Origin of the sequence: Blastococcus saxobsidens (genome assembly GCF_010682065.1) — a bacterium.
Taxonomy (GTDB): domain Bacteria; phylum Actinomycetota; class Actinomycetes; order Mycobacteriales; family Geodermatophilaceae; genus Blastococcus; species Blastococcus saxobsidens_B.
In genome coordinates this window covers 15,289-36,127 of the sequence record NZ_JAAGWG010000024.1, presented here as the reverse complement: position 1 = coordinate 36,127, position 20,839 = coordinate 15,289, and the positions used below count along the sequence as shown (strand labels likewise).

Here is a 20,839-nt window from a genome sequence, read left to right as displayed (position 1 = left end):
AGCCCATGACCGAGACCGACGCCGCACCCGTCCGCCTCACCGCCGGCGACCCCGCGCCGGACTTCACGCTGCCCGACGCCCAGGGCAACCAGGTCTCGCTCTCCGACTACCGCGGCCGCCGGGTGATCGTCTACTGCTACCCGGCAGCGATGACGCCGGGCTGCACCACCCAGGCGGTCGACTTCACCGCGGCAGCCGGCGAGCTGGCCCAGGCCGGGCTGGACATCATCGGCATCTCCCCCGACCCGGTGGACAAGCTGCTCCGCTTCCTGGACAAGGAGAAGCTCGCCATCACCCTGGTGTCCGACCCGGACAAGCAGGTGATGCGGGCCTACGGCGCGTACGGCACCAAGAAGCTGTACGGCAAGGAGGTCGTCGGTGTCATCCGGTCGACCTTCGTCATCGACGCCGAGAGCCGCATCGAGCGCGCCTCCTACAACGTGAAGGCAACGGGGCACGTGGCCAAGCTGCGGCGCGACCTCGGCCTGGACTGAGGTCACGCCCGCCAGGTCCCCGGCCGGGGCTGCACGTCCGGCTCGATCTCCTGCCCCTCCCACGGGAAGTCGTGGCCCGGGACGGCCCAGGTGAGCTGGTGGGCCGGCACGGAGTACTCCACGGGCCGCCGGTAGAACCGGTTGGCCACGAGCACCACGTCACCCGGGTTCGGCAGCACCTCGACGGTGAGCCGGAGCTCCGGCCAGTCGGGCCAGCGGACGAGCTCCCCGGGCACCAGGTCGCGACCGTCGCGGACCTCACCGGCCAGGCGGCCCAGGATGTCGTGCGCCGCGCCCGCCTCCAGTCCGACGACCACGAGTTCGGGGTGGCCGAGGCCGTACAGCCCGACTGTGTAGCCGAACGGCGGCTCGCCGGGGTCCTCGCCGGCCCCGACGTACTGCACCGCCCACTGGTGGGCACGGATGGTCCTGGTGAGGTGGGCGTCCTCCTGGTCCAGCCAGGCGATCGTCCGTGGATCGGTCATGCCCGAGAGCGTGCTCCCGGGTACCGACGACCGGCGAGCCACCGGCGCGACCTGTGGACGGGCACCTCCGTTGGGGACGGGGGCCGCTCGGACCCGTCCGACGCACGAGACGCCCACCGCAGTCGTGCGGACCTCGCTCGCGTCGGATCGGCCTGGTCAGACCTCCTCGGCGGCCTCTCGAGCACGCTTTCGCCGCTTGCCCTCGTGCATCGCCTGCACGCGGGCGACCGGGATGGTGTGCCCCTGGTTCACCAGTTCCTCGGGCAGCCGCTGCGGGGACGGCAGCGCCTCGGCCCACGGGTCCCGGTCCCCCAGCAGCCCCGCAGCCGTCGCCACCGTGAAGTCGCCGGGCCGGACGTCGTCCAGGTCGTCCCAGGCCACCGGGAAGGAGACCGGCAGACCCGGGCGGATGCGCGGGCTGTAGGCGGCGACGATGGTGCCCTGCCCCGACCGGGTGGAGTCGACGAACACACGGCCACCGCGGTCCTCGAGCAGGTAGGCGGTGGTCGCCAGCTCGGGGGCGAGGGCGGCGGTGCGCACGGCCAGCGCCCGGGTGGCTGCCGCGACGTCCTCCGGTGGCGAACCGTGCACCGGGACGGCGACGTGCAGCCCCTTGGACCCGCTGGTCTTCACCGCTCCGCCCAGCCCGGCCTCCTCCAGTGCGCGGCGCACCAACCGCGCCGCGGCGACGACCACGGGGAAGTCCGCGCCCTCCGGCGGGTCGAGGTCCAGCACCAGTCCGGTGGGCTCGGCGGACCCGGCGACGTGGAACGGGACGTGCAGCTCGACGGCGCGCTGGTTGCCCAGCCAGAGCAGGGTGCGACGGTCGTCGCACAGCACCTGGTGGATCTCCCGGTGCGACCCCTCCGACCAGACCGGCACGGTGCGGACCCACTCGGGCGCGCCCTTGCTGACGTTGCGCTGCATAAACGGCGGCTGGCCGGGCCGGACCCGCTTCACCGACAGCGGCCGGCCCGCCAGCAGCGGGACCAACCGGTCGGCGACGGCGTCGAAGTGGTCGACGAGCGCGCGCTTGGGCACGTCCAGCCCGTCGCCCAGGGCTGCGTCCAGGCTGCTCAGCGCGACGCCGTCGCGTTCCTCATCGCTCACCAGGTGCACGCTGCCGCCCGGACCGACGCATGGCAAGCGGCCCTCCTGCAGGGGGGCAGGAAGGTCCTCCTTCAGATCTCGTAGACCCCGCCCGGCTGCACCAGTTCGGTCTCGGAGAAGACGGAGCTGGCGGCGAAGAGCTGGCCGATGTGGTCGACCCAGGCCGGCACGTGCGTCAGCAGCAGCCGCCCGACGCCCGCCGCGGCCGCGTGCTGGGCGGCCTGCCGCCCGGTCAGGTGCAGCCCCGGCGGCTGTTCGGGCGCGTTGTCGGGGTGCGCGGCCTCGGCCAGCAGGACGTCGGCGCCGTGCGCCAGCTCCACCACCCGGTCGCTGGGGCCGGTGTCGCCGGTGTAGACGAGGGACCGCCCGCCGGCGGTGAGCCGGATGGCGTAGCACTCGACGGGGTGCGCCGTGCGCGCCAGCTCGACCTCGAAGGGGCCGATCCGCAGGGCTCCGGGGCCCACCGGGACGAAGTCGAAGACGTCGGTCAGCCCGTCGCCGTCCATGTCGTAGGCCAGCGCCAGGCGTCGCTCGGCGCCGACCGGTGCGTACAGCGGCACCAGCGACCGGCGGGAGCGACCCGAGTAGCGGTGCCAGACGACGAGCGGCGCCACGTCCAGGCAGTGGTCGGCGTGCAGGTGGGAGAGGAAGACAGCGTCCAGCGATCCGGGGTCGACGACCCCCTGCAGCGCCCCGAAGGCGCCGTTGCCCAGGTCCAGCAGCAGCCGGAAGCCCTTGTGCTCCACCAGGTAGCAGGACGCCGGGGAGTCGGGGCCCGGGCCGCTGCCGCAGCAGCCGATGACGGTCAGCTTCACGCGGCACCCACCGTTCCCGCCTGCAGCACCGAGCCGATCTCGGGCCCGAGGAACCGCCGACCGAGCCGGGCGAACGGCTCGGGGTCCCCGGTGGCCAGGAACGCGTGCACCGGCGGCGGGGCGGTCTCTTCGCGCAGCAGGTCCGCGGTGGTGAGCACCCGGTACACGTCCTTGGCCGTCTCCTCGGCGCTCGACACGAGCGTGACGTCGTCGCCCATCACCAGCGAGATCACGCCGGTGAGCAGGGGGTAGTGCGTGCAGCCCAGGACGACGGTGTCGACACCGGCGGCGAGCAGCGGGTCGAGGTAGGACTGCGCCAGGCCGACGAGCTGGCGCCCGCTGGTGACGCCCCGCTCCACGAAGTCGACGAAGCTCGGGCAGGCCGCGGAGGTGACGGCGACCTGCGGAGCGGCGGCGAACGCGTCGTCGTAGGCGCCGCTGGTGACGGTGGCCTGCGTGCCGATGACGCCGATGCGGCCGCTGCGGGAGGCCGCGATCGCCCGGCGGACGGCGGGGAGCACCACCTCGACCATCGGCACGTCGTAGCGCTCCCGCGCGTCGCGCAGCGAGGCCGCGCTCGCCGAGTTGCACGCGACGACGAGCATCTTCACGCCGCTGTCGACCAGCTCGTCCATGACCGCCAGCGAGTGCCGGCGCACCTCGGCGATGGGCAGCGGACCGTAGGGGCCGTTCGCGGTGTCGCCGATGTAGCGGACCGCCTCGTTCGGCAACTGGTCCAGCACGGCGCGGGCGACGGTGAGCCCACCGACGCCCGAGTCGAAGATGCCGATCGGCGCGTCTGCTCCGCGCCCGGCTGCCGTCGTCCCCATGTCGCCGGTCAGGCTAGCCGTCGCCTCCGACGGCCGCGTGGTGGCGGGAACGAACGGCCCCCTCGGAGGGATCCGGCGCGAAGATGCGGCCGGTGGCGGCGAGGGGGTCCTCCCTCAGGCCCAGAGCTGGCCCTCGAGCGCGGAGGTGGCCTCCTCCAGGGTGCCCGCATAGGCGCCGGTGGAGAGGTACTTCCAGCCGCCGTCGCAGACGATGAAGACGATGTCGGCCTTGCGGCCGGCCGCCACCTCCTTGTCGGCGATGCCGAGGGCGGCGTGCAGGATCGCACCGGTGGAGATACCGGCGAAGATGCCTTCGCGCTCCACCAGCTGGCGGGTGCGGTGGATGGCGTCGTCGGGGCCCACGGAGAACCGGGAGTCCAGCAGCGAGGCGTCGTAGAGCTCGGGGATGAAGCCCTCGTCGATGTTGCGCAGCCCGTAGACCAGCTCGCCGTAGCGCGGCTCCGCGGCGATCACCTGCACGCCCGGCTTGTGCTCGCGAAGGTACCGGGAGACGCCCATGAGCGTGCCGGTCGTGCCGAGACCGGCCACGAAGTGGGTGATCGACGGCAGGTCGGCCACGATCTCCGGCCCCGTGCCCTCGTAGTGCGCCTGGGCGTTCGCCGGGTTGCCGTACTGGTAGAGCATCACCCAGTCGTCGTGCTCGGCGGCGAGCTCCTTGGCCATCGCGACGGCCTGGTTCGAACCGCCGGCCGCGGGCGAGGGAATGATCTTCGCCCCGTACATCTCCAGCAGCTGCCGGCGCTCCACCGAGGTGTTCTCCGGCATCACGCAGATCAGCCGGTAACCGCGCTGGCGGGCCACCATGGCCAGCGAGATCCCGGTGTTGCCGCTGGTCGGCTCCAGGATGGTTGACCCGGGGTGGAGCAGGCCCTCCTTCTCGGCCGCCTCGATCATCTTGATCGCGGCGCGGTCCTTGATCGACCCGGTCGGGTTGTGGTCCTCGAGCTTGGCCCACAGGCGCACGTCGGAGGTCGGCGACAGGTTCGGCAGCCCCACGAGGGGGGTGCCGCCGAGCGAGTCGACGAGGGAGGCGAAGCGGGCCATGAGAACTCTTCCGGGACGAGGAGGACGGGGTCGGTGCGAGCGGGACCGCTCAGCAGCCGCCCGCGACCGCCGGGAGGATCGTCACCGAGTCGCCGTCCTTGACCTGCGTGTCCAGCGCGCCGGTGAAGCGCACGTCCTCGTCGTTGACGTAGACGTTGACGAAGCGGTGCAGCTTGCCCTCCTCGGTGACGAGGCGGTTCTTCAGACCCGAGTGCTTGCTGTCCAGGTCGTCGATCAGCGCGGCCAGGGTGTCCCCGCTGCCCTCGACGGTCTTGTTGCCGCCGGTGTGGGTGCGCAGGATGGTCGGGATCCGGACCTCGATGGCCATGGCGTGCTTCTCCTCGGGACGTGGGATGGAGGGGGCGCTGCGGAAGGCAGCGGTGGTGCGTCTGACCGGGCAACGCCCGCGCATGACGGGTCATTCCGCGGGTGGCCCCGTCCAGGGCACCGCCCCGAGCGTGCGAGGGGCGGGGAGGACGGGGTCCTTCTGCTTCTTCAGTCGTAGACGACTGTCGTCGGCGAGTGCCCGAACAGGTGGGTCTCGACGATCTCGACCTCCTCCTCCGACACCTCCCCGTCGACGATGCGGTAGCTGCGGAACTCGACGTCGTCGCCGGCCAGACCGGTCTCCGGCCCGTGGTGGCGCGTCGACACCAGGACGTAGTGGGTGCGCGGGTCCGCGGCCGGGCCGGAGGCGTAACCGACGTCGGTCCGCGACGGGTAGGCCTCGGTGGCGGTGTGCGAGTGGTAGACGACCACGGCCCACTCATCCCGGTCGTCCAGGTCGCGGTAGAGGGCCAGCAGGTCGCCGCTGTCGAACTCGTAGAACGTCGGCGAGCGCGCCGCGTTCAGCATCGGGACGATGCGCTCGGGGCGATCGGTTCCCTCGGGACCGGCGACGACGCCACAGGCCTCGTCCGGGTGGTCCTTCCGGGCGTGGGCCACGATGGCGTCGTAGGTCGCGCGGTCGATGCGCAGCACGCCGCCAGTCTAGTAGAAGGACCCTGCTGCCCCCCGACCCCTCGCAAGCTCGCGGCCGGGTCCCTGCATCAGGGCCGAGCGGCGACGAGCGATACGGTCGCCGTCGTGTGGGTCCCCTCGTTGCTGATCGCCGGCGTCGTGCTGCTGGCGCTGCCCGCCCTCGTCCTCGGGGGCAAGGGGCTCTTCCGGCACCGCGGGTACAACGCCGCGGAACCGGGCGACCGCGCCTCGGTCGTCACGATCGTGCTGCTGCGCTCGCTGCTCCTGCTGCTGCTGCTGGTCGTCTCGGCCGTGGTGCTGCTGTCGACGATCGGCGCCCTGGTCGTGGGCGTCGAGCTGCACGGCATGGTCTACGTGCTGTTCGTCCTCGACCTGCTGATGGCCGCGCTGGCCCTGCTCACCTTCGGCCGGCTCGAGCGGCGACCAGTGCGTCGACGAGCGAGCCCTGCACGGCGGTGAGCCAGTAGTAGACCGCCAGCTGGTGGTCGGCCTCGTCGACGATCTCCTCCGGCGGTTCGGTGTCCTCGCCGATGTCCAGCCGCGTGCCCAGCGCCAGCCGCAGGTCGTTGCTGGTGCGCAGCCAGGCGCCGGCCTGGTCGGTGTCCAGCCGCACCTCTCCCCCGTCGGCCGGCAGCGTGGCCCGCACCATGGCCAGGTCGTCGGCCTTGCCGCTGCGCAACGACTCCTCGGTCAGGCCCCGGTAGTCCTCGGCGATGTCGCGGTCGGAGCGGTGCCCGGCCGGGAACAGCCGCCCCAGCACGGGGTCGTCGGCGACATCGGTGGCGTCGGCGGCCAGCAGCTGCTCCAGCTGGTCCAGCAGCAGCCCGACGATGCCCGCCTCGGCGCGGTCCAGACGGGCGACCAGCCGGCCCCCGCGGGCACGGAACGGCTTCATGACCCTCCTCCGCCGGCAACCGCCGTCTCGGCTCCCCACCGCACCCCGCTCGGCTGCCGCGTCATGAGTCCATCTGGTACGTGGCCCACAGCCCGTAGGCGTGCAGCCGGCTGGTGTCGTGCTCCATCCGCTCGCGCGGCCCGGAGCTGACGATGGCGCGGCCTTCGTGGTGCACCTCGAGCATGAGCGCGGTCGCCGTCGGCTCGTCGTAGCCGAACAGCTCCTGCAGCACGAAGGTCACGTAGGTCATGAGGTTCACCGGGTCGTCCCAGACGATCGTCACCCACGGACGGTCGAGGTCGCTGCGCTCCTCGACGGTGCTCTCGGGCGTCCATGTCGGCGCCATGGGTCCGGCCACGGGTCCAGCTTAAGGTGCGGCGCTGCCCGCGCACGGCGGCCCGCCTACGCTCCGGTTCCATGCCGACGGCTACCGCGCTGCTCACCGACCGCTACGAGCTGACGATGCTGGCAGCCGCGCTCGCCGACGGCACCGCGGCCCGGGACTGCGTGTTCGAGGTCTTCGCCCGCCGGCTCCCCCACGGCCGCCGCTACGGCGTGCTGGCCGGCACCGGGCGGCTCCTGGAGGCGCTACCCGGCTTCCGCTTCGGCGACGGGGAGCTCACCGCGCTGCGCGCGCAGGGTCTGACCGACGAGCGGCTCCTGGGCTGGCTGGCCGACTTCCGGTTCTCCGGCGACATCGACGGCTACGCCGAGGGCGAGCTCTTCTTCCCCGGCTCCCCCGTGCTCACGGTGCGGGCCTCCTTCGCGGAGGGGGTGCTGCTGGAGACCCTGGCGCTGTCGATCCTCAACCACGACTCGGCGATCGCGTCGGCGGCGGCGCGCATGGTGGCCGCCGCGTGCGAGCGGCCGTGCATCGAGATGGGCTCCCGCCGCACGCACGAGGAGGCCGCGGTGGCCGCGGCGCGCGCCGCCCACCTGGTCGGCTTCGGCGCCAGCTCCAACCTGGAGGCCGGTCGCCGGTACGGCGTCCCCACCACCGGCACCAGCGCGCACGCGTTCACCCTGCTGCACGACGACGAGCGGGCCGCGTTCCGCGCCCAGATCGACACCCTCGGCGTGGGCACCACCCTGCTCGTCGACACCTACGACGTGGAGCAGGGGATCCGCACCGCCGTCGAGGTGGCCGGCCCGGAGCTCGGTGGCATCCGGCTGGACTCCGGTGACCTGCCGACCCTGGCCGCCCGCGCCCGGGAGCTGCTGGACTCCCTGGGCGCGAGGAGGACCCGGGTCATCGTGACCAGCGACCTGGACGAGTACGCCATCGCCGGGCTCATGGCCGCGCCGGTCGACGGCTACGGCGTGGGCACCTCCCTGGTGACCGGTTCGGGGGCGCCGACGGCCGGGATGGTCTACAAGCTCGTCGAACGGGACGGCGTGCCGGTGGCCAAGCGGTCGGAGGGCAAGAACTCCGTCGGCGGGCGGAAGTCCGCGGTCCGCCGGCACGCCGCCGACGGCACCGCGACCGCGGAGGTGGTGAGCAGCGCGCCGATCGAGCCGCGCAGCGGTGACCGTGACCTCGTGGTCCCGCTGGTGCGCGCCGGCGAGCTGTGCGCGCCCGCCTCCCCCGCCGATGCGCTGCGCACCGCCAGGGAGCACCACGCCCGGGTGCGCCACGCCCTTCCCGCAGAGGCGTGGGCGCTGTCCCGCGGCGAGCCCGCCCTCGAGACCCTGACCACCTGAGCCGGAGGACCGCCATGTCACGCGCGCTGATCGTCGTCGACGTCCAGAACGACTTTTGCGAGGGCGGGAGCCTCGCGGTGGCCGGAGGCACGGCCGTCGCAGCCGCCGTCACCGAGCACGTGCGCACGGCCGGCTACGACCACGTCGTGGCCACCCGCGACCACCACATCGACCCGGGCCGGCACTTCGCGCAGGCACCGGATTTCGTCGAGACGTGGCCGGCGCACTGCGTCGTCGGCACCGACGGGGTGGAGCTGCACCCGGCGCTGGACCGCGGCCCGATCGAGGCGGTGTTCGACAAGGGCGAGTACGCCGCCGCCTACTCCGGGTTCGAGGGCACGTCGGACGGCACGTCGCTCGCCGACTGGCTGCGGGCCCGCGAGGTGGACGCCGTGGACGTCGTCGGCATCGCCACCGACCACTGCGTGCGGGCCACCGCGCTGGACGCCGTCGCCCACGGCTTCGCCACCCGGGTGCTGCTGCCGCTCACCGCCGGCGTCGCCGAGGCCACGGTCGAGGCCGCCCTGGACCAGCTGCGGACGGCCGGCGTCGAGATGCAAGGCACGGTGCACGGCACTCGAGGCTAGGGATCACGCCGAGTGGGGCCCGAAGGGCCCCGCGCAGGCGTGACGAAGCGGCTCATCGGTCGGGGGACGGCACCTGGCCGCGGTGTCGTCCGGAGGACGACGGATCACACAGATCACACCGCGTCGATGACCTCGTCGCGGGTGAAGCCCAGGACCTGCAGGACGGCGTCCAGGTAGGGCTGGTTGAGCGCGGTGTGCGCCTGCTCGCGCACGAACGGCTTGGCGTTGAAGGCGATGCCCAGGCCCGCGGTGTTGAGCATGTCCAGGTCGTTCGCGCCGTCGCCGACGGCCACCGTCTGGTCCAGCGGGATGCCGTACTGCTCGGCGAACCGGGCCAGCGCCCGCGCCTTCCCCGGCCGGTCGACGATCTCTCCCACCAGGCCACCGGTGAGCCGCCCGTCGACGACCTCCAGCGTGTTGGCCGCCGCGAAGTCCAGGCCCAGGCTCTCGGCCAGCGGGTCGGTGATCTGGGTGAAGCCGCCGCTGACGATGCCGCACCGGAAGCCGAGCCGTTGGAGCGTCCGGATCAGGGTGCGCGCCCCCGGGGTCAGCACCAGGTGCTCGCGCACCTCGTCCAGGACCTCCTCGGGCAGGCCGGCCAGCACCGCGACCCGGGCGCGGAGCGACTCGGCGAAGTCCAGCTCACCGTTCATCGCCGCGGCGGTGATGCGGGCGACCTCCGCCGCCCGCCCCGCACGGGCCGCCAGCTCGTCGATGACCTCGCCCCGCACCAGGGTCGAGTCGACGTCCAGCACGATCAGCCGCTTGCTGCGCCGGGCCACCCCCACCTGCTCGACGGCGATGTCGGCCCCGGTCGAGGCGGCCACGGACCCCAGTGCGGTGCGCAGGGCGGTCGACTCGGCCCCGGAGACGGTGAGCTCGAAGCTGGTGACCGGGTAGTCCGACAGCCGACGGATCGCGTCGATGTTGCCGCCGATGCCGGCGACGGCGCGGGCCGCACCGGCCACGGCCTCGGGCGGGACCGGCCGGCCCAGCACGATCACATGGTGCGGCCGCCCCACCGGGACCGGTGCGGGTGCGGCTCCACCGGCCGACTCCACCGTCACCTGGACCCCCACCGCGGACTCCACCTCACCGGCCACGCGTGCCAGGTGGCCCAGCAGGGCCGCTTCTCCCACCGGCGGGCGACCGTCGGCGGCCAGCGCCCCCACGACCACGCCGAGGACCAGGTGCCCGTGCACGACCACCTGCTCGACGTCGAGGACCTCCACCACGGGGCTGTCGTCGGTGACCGCGGACAGCGCGCCGAACAGCTGCGCGGTCACCCCGGGACGGTCGGCGCCGGTGACGGTGAGCACGGCGCGCGCCGTCCCGGCTCCGAGGGCCGACGGCTGGCGGGGCGTGGGGTCGGGCGACACGGCGCCATCGTGCCTGACCGCTCCTCGCACGACGGGAGAGGCCCAGAACCGGAACGGTTCTGGGCCTCTGCCGATCAGCGCCGGAACTCGGCGATCAGGTCGGGTCGGGGTCGTTCGGACCCTGCCGGCGACCGGCGGTCCCACCGAGCTCGCTGACACCGGCGTAGGGCGCGTGCCGCTTGCCGGCGTGCGCCTCGTCCTGCAGCCGCTCGATGAGGTGCGGGTAGTGCGCCTCGAACGCCGGACGTTCCGACCGGATCTTCGGGATCTCCACGAAATTGTGCCGCGGCGGCGGGGACGACGTCGCCCACTCCAGAGAGTTGCCGTGGCCCCACGGATCGTCACGGAGTGCGAGCTTCCCGTACTTCCAGGACTTCACCACGTTGTAGATGAACGGGATGACCGAGGCGCCGAGGACGAACGAGAAGATCGTCGAAATCATGTTCAGGGTCGTGAAGTTGTCGGTCGCGAGGTAGTCCACGTACCTGCGCGGCATGCCCTGGGACCCGACCCAGTGCTGCACGAGGAACGTGCCGTGGAAGCCGATGAAGGTCAGCCAGAACTGCAGCTTGCCCAGTCGCTCGTCCATCATCCGGCCGCACATCTTCGGGAACCAGAAGTAGATGCCGGCGTAGGCGGCGAAGACGACGGTGCCGAAGACCACGTAGTGGAAGTGCGCGACGACGAAGTAGCTGTCGTTGAGCTGCCAGTCCAGCGGCGGGCTGGCCAGCAGCACGCCGGTGAGACCGCCGAGGAGGAAGGTGACCAGGAACCCGACGGCGAACAGCATGGGCGTCTCGAAGGTGAGCTGCCCGCGCCACATGGTGCCGATCCAGTTGAAGAACTTGATGCCGGTGGGCACGGCGATCAGGTACGTCAGGAAGGCGAAGAACGGCAGCAGCACCGCGCCGGTGGCGTACATGTGGTGCGCCCACACGGCGACGGAGAGCGCAGCGATGGAGCAGGTCGCGAAGACCATGCCCTTGTAGCCGAACAGTGGCTTGCGGGAGAAGACCGGGATGATCTCGGTGATGATGCCGAAGAACGGCAGCGCGATGATGTAGACCTCGGGGTGCCCGAAGAACCAGAACAGGTGCTGCCACAGCATGGGCCCGCCATTCTCATCCGAGAAGATGAGGGCGCCGAGGTGACGGTCGGCCAGCATGCCGAAGATCGCGGCGGTCAGGATCGGGAACGCGAAGAGGACGAGCACGCTGGTGATCAGCGTGTTCCAGACGAAGATCGGCATCCGGAACAGCGTCATGCCCGGCGCCCGGAGGCAGACGATCGTGGCGATGAAGTTGACCGCTCCGAGGATCGTGCCCAGACCGCTGACGGCCAGGCCGGCGAACCACAGGCTCGCCCCAGGGCCGGGCGAGTGCACGCCGTTGGACAGCGGTGCGTAGGCGTACCAGCCGAAATCGGCGGCGCCACCCGGCGTCAGGAAGCCTGACACCGCGATCAGGCTGCCGAAGAAGAACAGCCAGAACGAGAACGCGTTCAGCCGCGGGAAGGCGACGTCGGGCGCACCGATCTGCAGCGGCATGATCAGGTTCGCGAACGCGAAGAACAGCGGCGTCGCGAACATCAGCAACATGACCGTGCCGTGCATGGTGACCAGCTGGTTGTACTGCTCGGGCGAGAGGAACTGCAGGCCCGGACGGCCCAGCTCCCCGCGCATGAGCATGGCCATAAGCCCGCCCAGGATGAAGTACACGAACGACGTCGTCATGTACATCAGACCGATGGTCTTGTGGTCGGTGGTCCGCAGCAGATTCGACAGCCGCGACCCCTTCTCGACCACATGAGCCGGGCTCGGCCGACTCACGATGGGCGCCGGTGCAATCGTCACGGGTCGCAGCTTAGACCGTGCCGGCCGTCGGCTCAGGACGGGCGTGGCGGGCGTGGCGGAACGATCACCGGGCCCGCGCGTAGGTGGCCACGTCGACCGAGATCGTGAGCCGCGTCGACGCAGGTAGACGAGCCAGCGCGGCCGCCAGACCGGCCGTCGTCAGGTGGCGGGCGTGCGGTCCCATCCCGACCAGGGTGGCGATGTCGGCACGCTCCAGCGCCACCGTCCACCGGTGCGCGGAGGCGGTTCCGCGGGTCAGGTGCGGCTCCAGCGTGGCGGCCAGCCGCTCGGCCTTGTCGGGGTCCACCCGCAGCAGCCCGAGGGGGCCGACGATCTCGGCGAGGTGGTCGGGCGCCGGCGTCACCACCACCAGCCGCCCCCCGGGGCGGAGCACGCGGGCGATCTCGGGTCCGTTCCGCGGGGCGAAGACCACGAGCACCCGGTCGGCGACGCCGTCGAGCACCGGCAGCCGCGCCCAGGCGTCCGCGACCACGGCGAGAGCGCGCGGATGGGCGCGAGCGGCCCGGCGGGCGGCATAGGGAGACGCGTCGAGCACCACCCCCACGGCCTCGGGCAGGTCGTCCAGCAGCCGGGCCAGGTGGTGGCCGGTACCGCCGCCCAGGTCGAGCAGCGCGGCCGGCGGGGCGGCGTCGGGCGGGGCGACGGCTGCGCGCAGCGCCGAGCTCAGCCCGTCGTAGTGGCCGGCCGAGAGGAAGGCCACCCGGTCGGCGACCATCTCCGCCGAGTCGCCGGCCGGCGGGCGGCGGCCCGGGGGCAGCAGGGAGAGGTGACCCTGACGCGCGCGGTCCACCCGATGCCCGGCGGCGCACCGCACCCCCGCCCCGTCGCCCTCCGGCGAGAAGGACGCCCCGCACACCTGGCAGGCCAGCAGCCCGACTGCCCGCGGGTCCAGCGGCGGGGCGCTCACCGACGCGGCGGGACGGCGTGGAAAGTCAGGTCGCGCAGCCGTCCGTCGTCGGCGACGGCGGTGACGTAGGTGCCGTGCGGCTGACGACGCCGGTCGGTCGGCGAACCGGGGTTCAGCAGCCGCAGCCCGGAGCCGGCGGTGGTGTCCCAGGGGATGTGGCTGTGCCCGAACACCAGGACGTCGGCGTCCGGGAAGCGGGCAGCGCACCGCGCCTCGCGCCCCTTGGCGTCCCCGGTCTCGTGCACCACGGCGAAGCGCAGTCCCTCGACCTCGAACCGGGCGATCTCCGGGAGCCGCTCCCGCAGTGCCCCGTGGTCGTTGTTGCCGTACACCGCCTCGAGCCGCCGGGCGCGCCGCTCCAGCTGGTCCAGCAGCGCGACGTCCACCCAGTCCCCGGCGTGCACGACGAGGTCCGCGACCTCGATCTCACCCCACAGGGCATGAGGTAGGTCACGCGCCCGCTTCGGTACGTGCGTGTCGGAGGTGAACACCATCGAAACAGGCACGACGACATGGTCGCAGGCCACTACGTTCCTGGATCGGCCGACGACTCGGCCCGCTCCGCACGACCCGAGGAATGCCCCGTGACGGAACCCCGGACCTCCCCTGCCGCGCCCGACGGCGCGAGCACCGACGAACCGTACGAGAAGCGCTGGCTGGCGCTGGGCGTCATCGCCATGACCGTCCTGCTGGTCATCCTCGACGCCACCATCGTGAACATCGCCCTGCCCGCCGTCACCACCGACCTCGGCATCAGCGCGGCCTCCCAGCAGTGGATCGTCACCGCCTACACCCTGACCTTCGGCGGCTTCCTGCTCCTCGGTGGGCGGATCGCCGACTTCTGGGGCCGCAAGCGCACCTACCTGGTCGGCGCGGCCGGCTTCGCCGTCGCCTCGGCGCTGGGCGGCATCGCGCAGAACGAGGCGATGCTGTTCGGCGCCCGCGCTCTGCAGGGCGTCTTCGGTGCCCTGCTGGCCCCGGCATCGCTCGCGCTCCTGACCGTCCTCTTCACCGACCCGAAGGAGCGCGCCAAGGCCTTCGGCGTCTACGGGGCCATCGCCGGCGGCGGCTCCGCCGTCGGGCTCCTGCTCGGCGGCGTGCTGACCGAGTACGCCGACTGGCGCTGGTGCTTCTGGGTGAACCTGCCGGTCGCGCTGCTCGCCATCGTGCTGGCCATCCCGATCGTCCCGGAGAGCAAGGCCCCGGGTGACACCAGCTACGACATCCCCGGCGCCGTCCTGGTGACCCTCGGCCTGGGCTCGATCGTCTACGGCTTCACCCGGGTCGCCGAGGCCGCGCAGACCAACGCGGCGGAGGCCGGGGCCGCGAACGCCGCGGTGGCCGCCCAGGGCGGCCCCTTCGTGACGCCGGAGAGCGGCTGGGCCGACGGCCTCGCCTGGCTGTTCATCGTCGCCGGCCTGGTCCTGGTGGCGCTCTTCGTCGCCCTCGAACTGCGCACCCGCAACCCGCTGCTGCCCATGCGGATCGTCCTGGACCGCAACCGCGGCGGTGCCTACCTGACCTCGACGCTGGTGGGCGCCGGCCTCATCGGGGCGTTCTTCTTCCTGAGCCTGTACTTCCAACAGGTGCTGGGCTACGAGCCGGTGGTGGCGGGGCTGGCCTCGCTGCCCACCACCCTCGGTGTCTTCATCTCGGCCGGTGCGGCCAGCGTCCTGGTCCCGCGGATCGGGCCGAAGCCGCTCATGGTCGCCGGCGGCCTGCTCGCCGCGGCCGGGCTGTTCACGCTGTCCTTCGTCGGGCTGGACACCGGGTTCTGGCAGCTCCCCTTCCCGGGGCAGCTCCTGCTGGGCCTCGGCCTCGGCTTCACGTTCGTGCCGCTGTCCAACCTCGCCCTGGTCGGGGCCGGACCGAACGACGCCGGTGCGGCCAGCGCGATGCTCAACGCCACCCAGCAGGTCGGCGCGTCCATCGGCACCGCCGTTCTCGCGTCCCTCTCGGTGTCCGCCATCAGCGCGTACACCGCCGACGCGCTGGCCTCGGGCTCGGACCCGCAGGCCGCCGGCCTCGCCGCCCAGGTCGAGGGCTACACGACCGCCTTCACGTGGGCCTCCGTCCTGCTGGTGGCCGGCGCCCTGGTCTCCGCCTTCCTGATCAAGGCGACAAAGGAGGACCTCCCCGCCGAGGGCGACGCCGTCGTCCACGTGGGCTGAGCCCCGGACGCACGCGCGGCCCGCGCCCCTCCGGGGGCACGGGCCGCTCGCGTCTCCGGGCTCAGGCCTGGCGGTCGGCCAGCGCGCGCAGCCGTGCGTTGTAGGCGGCGAGCTCGGCGTCGCCGGTGCGGTCCGCCGTGCGGTCCAGGGTGCGTGCCTGACGCTCGTCCGAGCCCACCCAGGAGAAGAAGACGACGGCGAGGACGAGCACCGTGGGCAGCTCGCCGAAGGCCCAGACGATGGCCCCGGCGACGCCCTGGTCGGCGAGCGGGTCGACGTCCCAGCCGGCCGGGGGCTCGGCGAAGGTGTCGACGACGAGCGAGCCGGCCATCATGATCGCCACGCCGAAGAACGCGTGGAACGGCACCGGCAGGAAGAGCTCGACCATCCGTCCCGGGTGGCTCATGGTCCGCGGCCACGGGTCCTGCGCCACGATGGGGCCGAAGAACAGCAGCCCGGTGACGACGAAGTGGGCGAGCATGAACTGGTGCCCGACCGGGCTGGCCATGAGGGTGTCGAACAGCGACGTGAAGTAGACGCCGTAGAGGCTGGCGATGAACAGCGGGACGCTGAACAGCGGGTGGGCGACGAACCGGGCGAACCGGCTGTGCAGCAGGTCCAGCAGCAGGGCGCGTGGCGCCCCCGAGGCCCCCTGCCCGCGCGGGAGGGTGCGCAGCGCCAGGGTGATCGGCGCGGCGAGCAGCAGCAGCAGCGGGGTGATGAGCGACAGCACCATGTGCTGCGCCATGTGGATGCTGAAGATCACCATGCTGTAGCCGTTGAACCAGGTGCCGGTGACGGCGAACAGCGACACGCACCCGCCGATCCAGGCGACGCTCCGCCACCACGGCCAGGAGACCCCGGAGCGGCGCAGCCGGATCACCGCGGCGAGGTAGACGACCACGCCGACCAGGCTCAGCACGGCGAGGACGGACCAGCCGTCGAGGTGCGGCAGGAACAGCCGGCCCGCCGTCGGCGGGTCCTCGGGGACCCACATGCCCGAGTGGTGCCCGTGCTCCACCGCGATCTCCTCCTGCCGGCCGCTCTGCCTCCCCCACTGTCCCACCGCCGCAACCCGACACGGCGGCCCCCCTGCAGGGTCCCGCCGCGAGCTCGCGAGCGGTGGGGGGCAGGGGGTTCCTCATTCAGTCGTGGACGGGGGCCTCGTGGCCGGCGTGCGCCTCCGCCTCGATCTGGAACGTGCAGTGCTCCACGTCGAAGTGGTCCCCCAGGCAGGAGCAGAGCGCGTCGAGCACCCGTCCCCCGTGCCCGCCGGCCAGCGCCTCGTCGGACACGACCACGTGCGCGGAGAGCACCGGCAGCCCGGAGGTGATCGTCCAGGCGTGCAGGTCGTGGACCCCGAGCACGCCGTCGACGCCGAGGATGTGCGACCGCACCCGGTCCAGGTCCACCCCGCGCGGCGCCGCCTCCAGCAGCACGTCCAGCGCCTCGCGGAGGAGGTGCCAGGCGCGGGGCAGCACCAGGCAGCCGATGGCCAGCGACGCGACGGTGTCCGCCGGCGTCCAGCCGGTCGTCGCGATGACGACGGCGGCGACGATCACCGCGACCGACCCCAGGGCGTCGGCGAGCACCTCGAGGTAGGCGCCGCGCACGGCGAGGGACCGCCCCTGGCCCTGCCGCAGCACCAGCAGCCCGGCCAGGTTCACGCCGAGGCCGACCAGCGCGATGACCAGCATCGGACCGGAGTCGACCTGCACCGGGTCCCCGATCCGGCGGACCGCCTGGACCAGCACGTAACCGGCCACGGCCAGCAGGAGCAGCCCGTTGGCGACGGCGGCCAGTATCTCGGCACGCTGCCAGCCGAAGGTCCGGCGGCCGGCGGCCGGCCGCTGCGCGAGCGTGACCGCCCCCAGCGCCAGGGCGATGCCGGCGGCGTCGGTGGCCATGTGCCCCGCGTCGGCCAGCAGCGCCAGCGAGCCGGAGACCAGGGACCCCACGACCTCGGCGGCGAGCACGGCGAGGGTGAGCACCAGGACGACGGCGAGCCGTCGCCGCTGCGGACCCGCGGCCGTTCCCGGCCCGTGCGCGTGGCCGTGACCCATCGATCGCTCCTCGGCCTCTGCAGACGGTCCCTCCAGTCTCCCCCATGCACGATGCCCCCTGCCGGAACCGTCGGCAGGGGGCATCGCAGGGGTCGTACGGCGGGCGATCAGATGTCGACGCCGCGCTCCCGGAGCCAGGGCAGCGGGTCGACCTTGGTGCCGTCGAGCCCGCCGACGTGCACCTCGAAGTGCAGGTGCGGGCCGGTGGACTGACCGCGGTTGCCGAGCAGGGCGATCATGTCGCCGGCCCGGACGATCTGGCCGGCCTCGACGAGGATCTCGTCCATGTGGCCGTAGACGGTCACGTCGCCGTTGCCGTGCTGGATGTAGACCGCAAGACCGAACCCGCTGGCGGGGCCCGCCTCGAGGACGACGCCGTCCATGACTGCGTACTCCGGCGTGCGCATCGGCGCGGCCAGGTCGATACCGGCGTGCAGCGTGCCCCACCGGGCACCGAAGCCACTCGTCAGCCGCGCGCCCTCCACGGGGTGCACCACCTTGGGCCGCGCCGCCTCCGCGGCCGCCTCGGCGGCGACACGGTCGGCCTCGGCCTGGGCGTCGGCGGCGGCGGTCCGGTCGGCGTCGCGCTGGTTGCGGCTGGCCACCAGCTCGCTCAGCCGGTCGGTGGCGTCGGCGGCGACGATCTCGGGAGCCGGCTCGTCGGCCCGCAGCCCGAGCTGCTCGGCCACGCTGACCGAGTGGCTGACCGTCGTGGTCGCGACCTCGGTCGGCGCGCCGGTGGATGCCCCGCTGATGCTCATCGCACCCAGGAGCGCGGCGGCGAGGTAGAGCGCGGGCCTGCGGCGCGGCGCCGGACGACGGGCGAGCAGTCCCCGGCGACCGCCGGCGAGCGCGGCGACGACCTCGGCCGGGTCGGCTGCGGACGCGTCGGTCGAGGGCGCCGGCTCGACGGGTGCCGCCACGGTGGCCGGCCGGGCCGGGGCCTCCTTGACGACGACGACCTCGTCCGGCGCCGGCACCGTGGTCTCGATGAGGGCCGCGACGTCGGTGAGCGGCACCGTCGTGACGCCTCGCTTGTACGGCGTGGGGCGGCGGATGGCCGGCGCGGCCGGCTGGGCGACGGCGCTCCGCGCGGCGGCGATCCGCACCGACCGCGGCGTCTCGGCGCGGTGCCGTCCCCCGCTACGCGCCCGAGCGGTGGCGGGCGTGGTCGCCGTCGTGCCGGCGGTGGTCGCCGCCTTCGCAGTGGTCGCCTTCGCAGCCGCAGGCTTCGCCGCCGAGGCCTTCGCAGCCGCAGGCTTCGCCGCAGTGGCCTTCGCAGCCGCAGGCTTCGCCGCAGTGGCCTTCGCGACCGTGGCCTTGGCTGTCGTGGCCTTCGCAGCCGCAGGCTTCGCGGCGGCGGGCTTCGCGGTCGCCGGCACGCCGGCCACTGGCTTCGCCGCGGTGGCCTTCGCGGCGGCGGCCTTCGCGGTGGCGGGCTTCGCGACGGTCGCCTCTGCCGCCGCGGTGCTCGCCTCCGCCTTCGCCGTCGCGCGCTTGGCGGCCGCGGCCGCTCGGGCCGCGGTGGCGGCCTTGCGGGTCGCGGCGACCGTCGCGGTCGCCGCCTTGGCCGAGGCAGCCTTCGCGGTCGCCGCGGTGACGGTCACGGCCTTGGAGTTCGCCGCCTTCGCAGTGACGGTGCGGGCCGCCTTCGCCTTCGCGACGATGCTCCCCGCCGCGCCGGCCGTGGCGCGGCCGCCGGTGGTGCGGACCGAGGGCTGACCGGTGCCGGCGCCCCGGGTCGCCGTCGTCCGGGTGGTCGAGTCGGAGGTCCTGCCGACCCCGCCCTGCTGCGCCTTCCCCTGGCGCTGCGGCGGAACCGTGGACTCGGCCTTCTCCTCGCGGATCCCGCTGGACGAGGTGCTCGTCCGGCGGGAAGGAGCGGGCGCCGTGGCGGCCTGACCGGCCGGCGCCGCACCCTCTGCGAGGAGGCGGTCGTGGTGGAGCTGACTCATGCACCTGACTTCCGTCGGCGGACATTGCACAGGGCTCCCGGGGAGAGGAGCGGGGCCCATGTAAACACGACGTGATGGTTTCGTGATCTGCGGAACGGGTTACGGACCTCTGGTTCTGTGAACCCGATCACCTGATTACCACCGGTCTGCTACGCGCTCCGTACACGCTGTTGGACAGAGCGTCACTGACGCGCCGTGGATGGTTGAGAGTTGCGCGATCCGGGTCACGAACGAGGGCGAGGCCCACATCCACGGTCCGATCGAGGGAGATTTCGCATGCGCGCAGTGACTTGGCACGGCCGGGCCGACGTCCGGGTGGACACGGTTCCGGACCCGGTCATCCAGGACCCCACGGACGTCATCGTGGAGATCACCTCCAGCGGGATCTGCGGCTCGGACCTGCACCTCATCGAGGTCATGGCGCCGTTCATGTCGGTCGGCGACGTGATGGGGCACGAGCCCATGGGGATCGTCCGCGAGGTGGGCCGCGAGGTCACTGCCGTCAAGGCCGGCGACCGCGTCGTCGTCCCGTTCAACATCTCCTGCAACACCTGCTGGATGTGCTCGCAGGGGCTGCAGTCGCAGTGCGAGACCACGCAGAACCGCGAGCAGGGCTTCGGCGCCTCACTGTTCGGCTACACCAAGCTCTACGGCCAGGTCCCCGGCGGCCAGGCGGAGTACCTGCGCGTGCCCTTCGGCAACACGCTGCCGATCAAGGTGCCCGACGCCCCGCTGGACGACCGGTTCGTCTACCTCTCCGACGTGCTGCCCACCGCCTGGCAGGCGGTCCAGTACGCCGGCATCCCCGAGGGCGGCAGCGTCCTGGTGCTCGGGCTCGGCCCGATCGGCGACATGTGCACCCGCATCGCCAAGCACCTCGGCGCCGGCCAGGTCATCGCCTCCGACGTCGTCCCCGAGCGGCTCGCCCGCGCCCGGCGCAACGGCATCACGGTCATCGACTCCACCGACCAGGCCGAGGTCGTGGCCCGGGTGCGCGACCTGACCGACGGCCGCGGCCCGGACGCCGTCATCGACGCGGTGGGCATGGAGGCGCACGGCTCACCCGTCGCCGCCGCCCTGCAGAAGGCGACGGCGATCGTCCCCGACGCCGTGATGGAGAAGGTCATGCAGGTGGTCGGCGTCGACCGGCTCGCCGCGCTCAACACCGCGATCGAGGCCGTCCGCCGCGGTGGCACGATCTCGCTGTCGGGCGTCTACGGCGGGGCGACCGACCCGATGCCGCTCATGCGGATGTTCGACAAGCAGATCCAGCTGCGCATGGGCCAGGCGAACGTGTGGCGCTGGGTGCCCGACATCCTGCCGCTGCTCCTCGACGGCGACCCGCTGGGCGTGGACGACTTCGCCACCCACCGCGTCCCGTTGGAGCAGGCGCCGGAGGCCTACGCCAACTTCCGCGAGAAGAAGGAAGGCGCCGTCAAGGTGCTCCTGCAGCCCTGACCGGACAGGCGGGGCCGGCGGATCCCGCCGGCCCCGCCGCACATGTCCACCCGAGGACGGGTACGGGCCC

The 20,839-nt window shown here is 73.0% G+C and carries 24 protein-coding genes; 8 read left to right on the top strand and 16 right to left on the bottom strand.

Features of this window, described 5'->3' with window-relative positions:
- Window positions 1-5 precede the first annotated feature (5 nt).
- The gene (gene bcp / locus GCU60_RS14885) at window positions 6-494 is read left to right on the top strand and encodes a thioredoxin-dependent thiol peroxidase (RefSeq protein ID WP_163206571.1); all 489 of its coding nucleotides are present in this window, start codon (window positions 6-8) and stop codon (window positions 492-494) included.
- 2 nt (window positions 495-496) lie between these two features.
- On the opposite strand, the gene GCU60_RS14880 is transcribed toward bcp, so the two are convergent.
- The 7 genes from GCU60_RS14880 to GCU60_RS14850 all read right to left on the bottom strand — a co-directional run bounded on the left by GCU60_RS14880 (window position 497) and on the right by GCU60_RS14850 (window position 5,780).
- Entirely contained in the window at window positions 497-979 is a 483-nt protein-coding gene (locus GCU60_RS14880) for a DUF4262 domain-containing protein (RefSeq protein ID WP_163206569.1), read from the bottom strand.
- Window positions 980-1,135: 156 nt separating this feature from the next.
- Window positions 1,136-2,089 carry a DNA polymerase domain-containing protein gene (locus tag GCU60_RS14875; RefSeq protein WP_345770616.1) on the bottom strand — a complete coding sequence of 318 codons (954 nt, stop codon included), beginning with the start codon at window positions 2,087-2,089 and terminating at the stop codon, window positions 1,136-1,138.
- Between the two features lie 71 nt (window positions 2,090-2,160).
- Window positions 2,161-2,904 (bottom strand): MBL fold metallo-hydrolase, encoded by a 744-nt coding sequence (locus GCU60_RS14870; RefSeq protein ID WP_163206566.1) that lies wholly within the window; start codon window positions 2,902-2,904, stop codon window positions 2,161-2,163.
- Window positions 2,901-3,734, bottom strand: a complete 834-nt coding sequence (murI, locus tag GCU60_RS14865) for a glutamate racemase (RefSeq protein WP_163206564.1) — start codon at window positions 3,732-3,734, stop codon at window positions 2,901-2,903. The genes GCU60_RS14870 and murI overlap by 4 nt, the downstream gene beginning before the upstream one ends.
- Window positions 3,735-3,848: 114 nt before the next feature.
- Window positions 3,849-4,799 (bottom strand): PLP-dependent cysteine synthase family protein, encoded by a 951-nt coding sequence (locus GCU60_RS14860; RefSeq protein ID WP_163206562.1) that lies wholly within the window; start codon window positions 4,797-4,799, stop codon window positions 3,849-3,851.
- Window positions 4,800-4,848: 49 nt separating this feature from the next.
- Complete coding sequence (locus GCU60_RS14855; RefSeq protein WP_104528681.1) at window positions 4,849-5,127, bottom strand: MoaD/ThiS family protein; 279 nt, start codon at window positions 5,125-5,127, stop codon at window positions 4,849-4,851.
- A 167-nt stretch (window positions 5,128-5,294) separates the two neighbouring features.
- Window positions 5,295-5,780: a Mov34/MPN/PAD-1 family protein gene (locus GCU60_RS14850; protein WP_163206560.1), complete on the bottom strand. Its 486-nt coding sequence runs from the start codon at window positions 5,778-5,780 to the stop codon at window positions 5,295-5,297.
- Between the two features lie 105 nt (window positions 5,781-5,885).
- On the opposite strand from GCU60_RS14850, the gene GCU60_RS14845 reads away from it, so the two are divergent.
- Window positions 5,886-6,239: a hypothetical protein gene (locus tag GCU60_RS14845; protein ID WP_163206558.1), complete on the top strand. Its 354-nt coding sequence runs from the start codon at window positions 5,886-5,888 to the stop codon at window positions 6,237-6,239.
- Here GCU60_RS14845 and GCU60_RS14840 read toward each other — a convergent pair.
- Window positions 6,178-6,675, bottom strand: a complete 498-nt coding sequence (locus tag GCU60_RS14840) for a DUF2017 family protein (protein ID WP_163206556.1) — start codon at window positions 6,673-6,675, stop codon at window positions 6,178-6,180. The genes GCU60_RS14845 and GCU60_RS14840 overlap by 62 nt on opposite strands.
- Window positions 6,676-6,736: 61 nt before the next feature.
- Window positions 6,737-7,033, bottom strand: coding sequence for an ATP-dependent Clp protease adapter ClpS (clpS, locus tag GCU60_RS14835; RefSeq protein WP_163206554.1), 297 nt, complete (start codon window positions 7,031-7,033; stop codon window positions 6,737-6,739).
- 59 nt (window positions 7,034-7,092) lie between these two features.
- Here clpS and GCU60_RS14830 point away from each other — a divergent pair, with 59 nt between their 5' ends.
- Both GCU60_RS14830 and GCU60_RS14825 read left to right on the top strand, forming a co-directional pair.
- Window positions 7,093-8,376, top strand: coding sequence for a nicotinate phosphoribosyltransferase (locus tag GCU60_RS14830; protein WP_163206552.1), 1,284 nt, complete (start codon window positions 7,093-7,095; stop codon window positions 8,374-8,376).
- 14 nt (window positions 8,377-8,390) lie between these two features.
- Window positions 8,391-8,963: an isochorismatase family protein gene (locus GCU60_RS14825; protein WP_163206550.1), complete on the top strand. Its 573-nt coding sequence runs from the start codon at window positions 8,391-8,393 to the stop codon at window positions 8,961-8,963.
- 113 nt (window positions 8,964-9,076) lie between these two features.
- On the opposite strand, the gene serB is transcribed toward GCU60_RS14825, so the two are convergent.
- From serB to GCU60_RS14805, 4 genes are all read right to left on the bottom strand, one after another.
- Entirely contained in the window at window positions 9,077-10,342 is a 1,266-nt protein-coding gene (gene serB, locus GCU60_RS14820) for a phosphoserine phosphatase SerB (RefSeq protein WP_163206548.1), read from the bottom strand.
- 94 nt (window positions 10,343-10,436) lie between these two features.
- The gene (ctaD, locus tag GCU60_RS14815) at window positions 10,437-12,194 is read right to left on the bottom strand and encodes an aa3-type cytochrome oxidase subunit I (protein WP_163206546.1); all 1,758 of its coding nucleotides are present in this window, start codon (window positions 12,192-12,194) and stop codon (window positions 10,437-10,439) included.
- Between the two features lie 64 nt (window positions 12,195-12,258).
- Window positions 12,259-13,122 (bottom strand): methyltransferase domain-containing protein, encoded by an 864-nt coding sequence (locus tag GCU60_RS14810; protein WP_345770615.1) that lies wholly within the window; start codon window positions 13,120-13,122, stop codon window positions 12,259-12,261.
- Window positions 13,119-13,628 (bottom strand): metallophosphoesterase family protein, encoded by a 510-nt coding sequence (locus tag GCU60_RS14805; RefSeq protein WP_345770614.1) that lies wholly within the window; start codon window positions 13,626-13,628, stop codon window positions 13,119-13,121. Before GCU60_RS14805 ends, GCU60_RS14810 begins: the two co-directional genes overlap by 4 nt.
- A gap of 78 nt (window positions 13,629-13,706) precedes the next feature.
- Between GCU60_RS14805 and GCU60_RS14800 the strand changes: the two genes are divergently transcribed.
- Window positions 13,707-15,293, top strand: a complete 1,587-nt coding sequence (locus GCU60_RS14800) for an MFS transporter (RefSeq protein ID WP_345770613.1) — start codon at window positions 13,707-13,709, stop codon at window positions 15,291-15,293.
- Between the two features lie 61 nt (window positions 15,294-15,354).
- Here GCU60_RS14800 and GCU60_RS14795 read toward each other — a convergent pair whose 3' ends face one another.
- The 3 genes from GCU60_RS14795 to GCU60_RS21130 all read right to left on the bottom strand — a co-directional run bounded on the left by GCU60_RS14795 (window position 15,355) and on the right by GCU60_RS21130 (window position 18,465).
- Entirely contained in the window at window positions 15,355-16,314 is a 960-nt protein-coding gene (locus tag GCU60_RS14795; protein WP_345770612.1) for a cytochrome c oxidase assembly protein, read from the bottom strand.
- A gap of 124 nt (window positions 16,315-16,438) precedes the next feature.
- Window positions 16,439-17,356 (bottom strand): cation diffusion facilitator family transporter, encoded by a 918-nt coding sequence (locus tag GCU60_RS14790; protein ID WP_163206543.1) that lies wholly within the window; start codon window positions 17,354-17,356, stop codon window positions 16,439-16,441.
- Window positions 17,357-17,463: 107 nt separating this feature from the next.
- Window positions 17,464-18,465, bottom strand: a complete 1,002-nt coding sequence (locus GCU60_RS21130) for a M23 family metallopeptidase (RefSeq protein ID WP_345770611.1) — start codon at window positions 18,463-18,465, stop codon at window positions 17,464-17,466.
- A gap of 70 nt (window positions 18,466-18,535) precedes the next feature.
- Between GCU60_RS21130 and GCU60_RS14780 the strand changes: the two genes are divergently transcribed.
- The 3 genes from GCU60_RS14780 (at window position 18,536) to GCU60_RS14770 (ending at window position 20,769) form a co-directional block, all read left to right on the top strand.
- Window positions 18,536-19,078, top strand: a complete 543-nt coding sequence (locus GCU60_RS14780) for a hypothetical protein (RefSeq protein WP_163206541.1) — start codon at window positions 18,536-18,538, stop codon at window positions 19,076-19,078.
- 3 nt (window positions 19,079-19,081) lie between these two features.
- Window positions 19,082-19,258 carry a hypothetical protein gene (locus tag GCU60_RS14775; RefSeq protein WP_163206539.1) on the top strand — a complete coding sequence of 59 codons (177 nt, stop codon included), beginning with the start codon at window positions 19,082-19,084 and terminating at the stop codon, window positions 19,256-19,258.
- 329 nt (window positions 19,259-19,587) lie between these two features.
- Window positions 19,588-20,769, top strand: coding sequence for an alcohol dehydrogenase catalytic domain-containing protein (locus GCU60_RS14770; RefSeq protein WP_163206536.1), 1,182 nt, complete (start codon window positions 19,588-19,590; stop codon window positions 20,767-20,769).
- Window positions 20,770-20,839 lie beyond the last annotated feature (70 nt).

What these genes read in the sequence shown, in the direction of transcription:
- bcp (WP_163206571.1), top strand. Translation starts at nt 6, where the DNA reads ATGACCGAGACCGACGCCGCACCCGTCCGCCTCACCGCCGGCGACCCC.
- GCU60_RS14840 (WP_163206556.1), bottom strand. Translation starts at nt 6,675, where the DNA reads ATGAAGCCGTTCCGTGCCCGCGGGGGCCGGCTGGTCGCCCGTCTGGAC.
- GCU60_RS14880 (WP_163206569.1), bottom strand. Translation starts at nt 979, where the DNA reads ATGACCGATCCACGGACGATCGCCTGGCTGGACCAGGAGGACGCCCAC.
- GCU60_RS14825 (WP_163206550.1), top strand. Translation starts at nt 8,391, where the DNA reads ATGTCACGCGCGCTGATCGTCGTCGACGTCCAGAACGACTTTTGCGAG.
- GCU60_RS14855 (WP_104528681.1), bottom strand. Translation starts at nt 5,127, where the DNA reads ATGGCCATCGAGGTCCGGATCCCGACCATCCTGCGCACCCACACCGGC.
- GCU60_RS14830 (WP_163206552.1), top strand. Translation starts at nt 7,093, where the DNA reads ATGCCGACGGCTACCGCGCTGCTCACCGACCGCTACGAGCTGACGATG.
- GCU60_RS14790 (WP_163206543.1), bottom strand. Translation starts at nt 17,356, where the DNA reads ATGGGTCACGGCCACGCGCACGGGCCGGGAACGGCCGCGGGTCCGCAG.
- GCU60_RS14770 (WP_163206536.1), top strand. Translation starts at nt 19,588, where the DNA reads ATGCGCGCAGTGACTTGGCACGGCCGGGCCGACGTCCGGGTGGACACG.
- GCU60_RS14860 (WP_163206562.1), bottom strand. Translation starts at nt 4,799, where the DNA reads ATGGCCCGCTTCGCCTCCCTCGTCGACTCGCTCGGCGGCACCCCCCTC.
- murI (WP_163206564.1), bottom strand. Translation starts at nt 3,734, where the DNA reads ATGGGGACGACGGCAGCCGGGCGCGGAGCAGACGCGCCGATCGGCATC.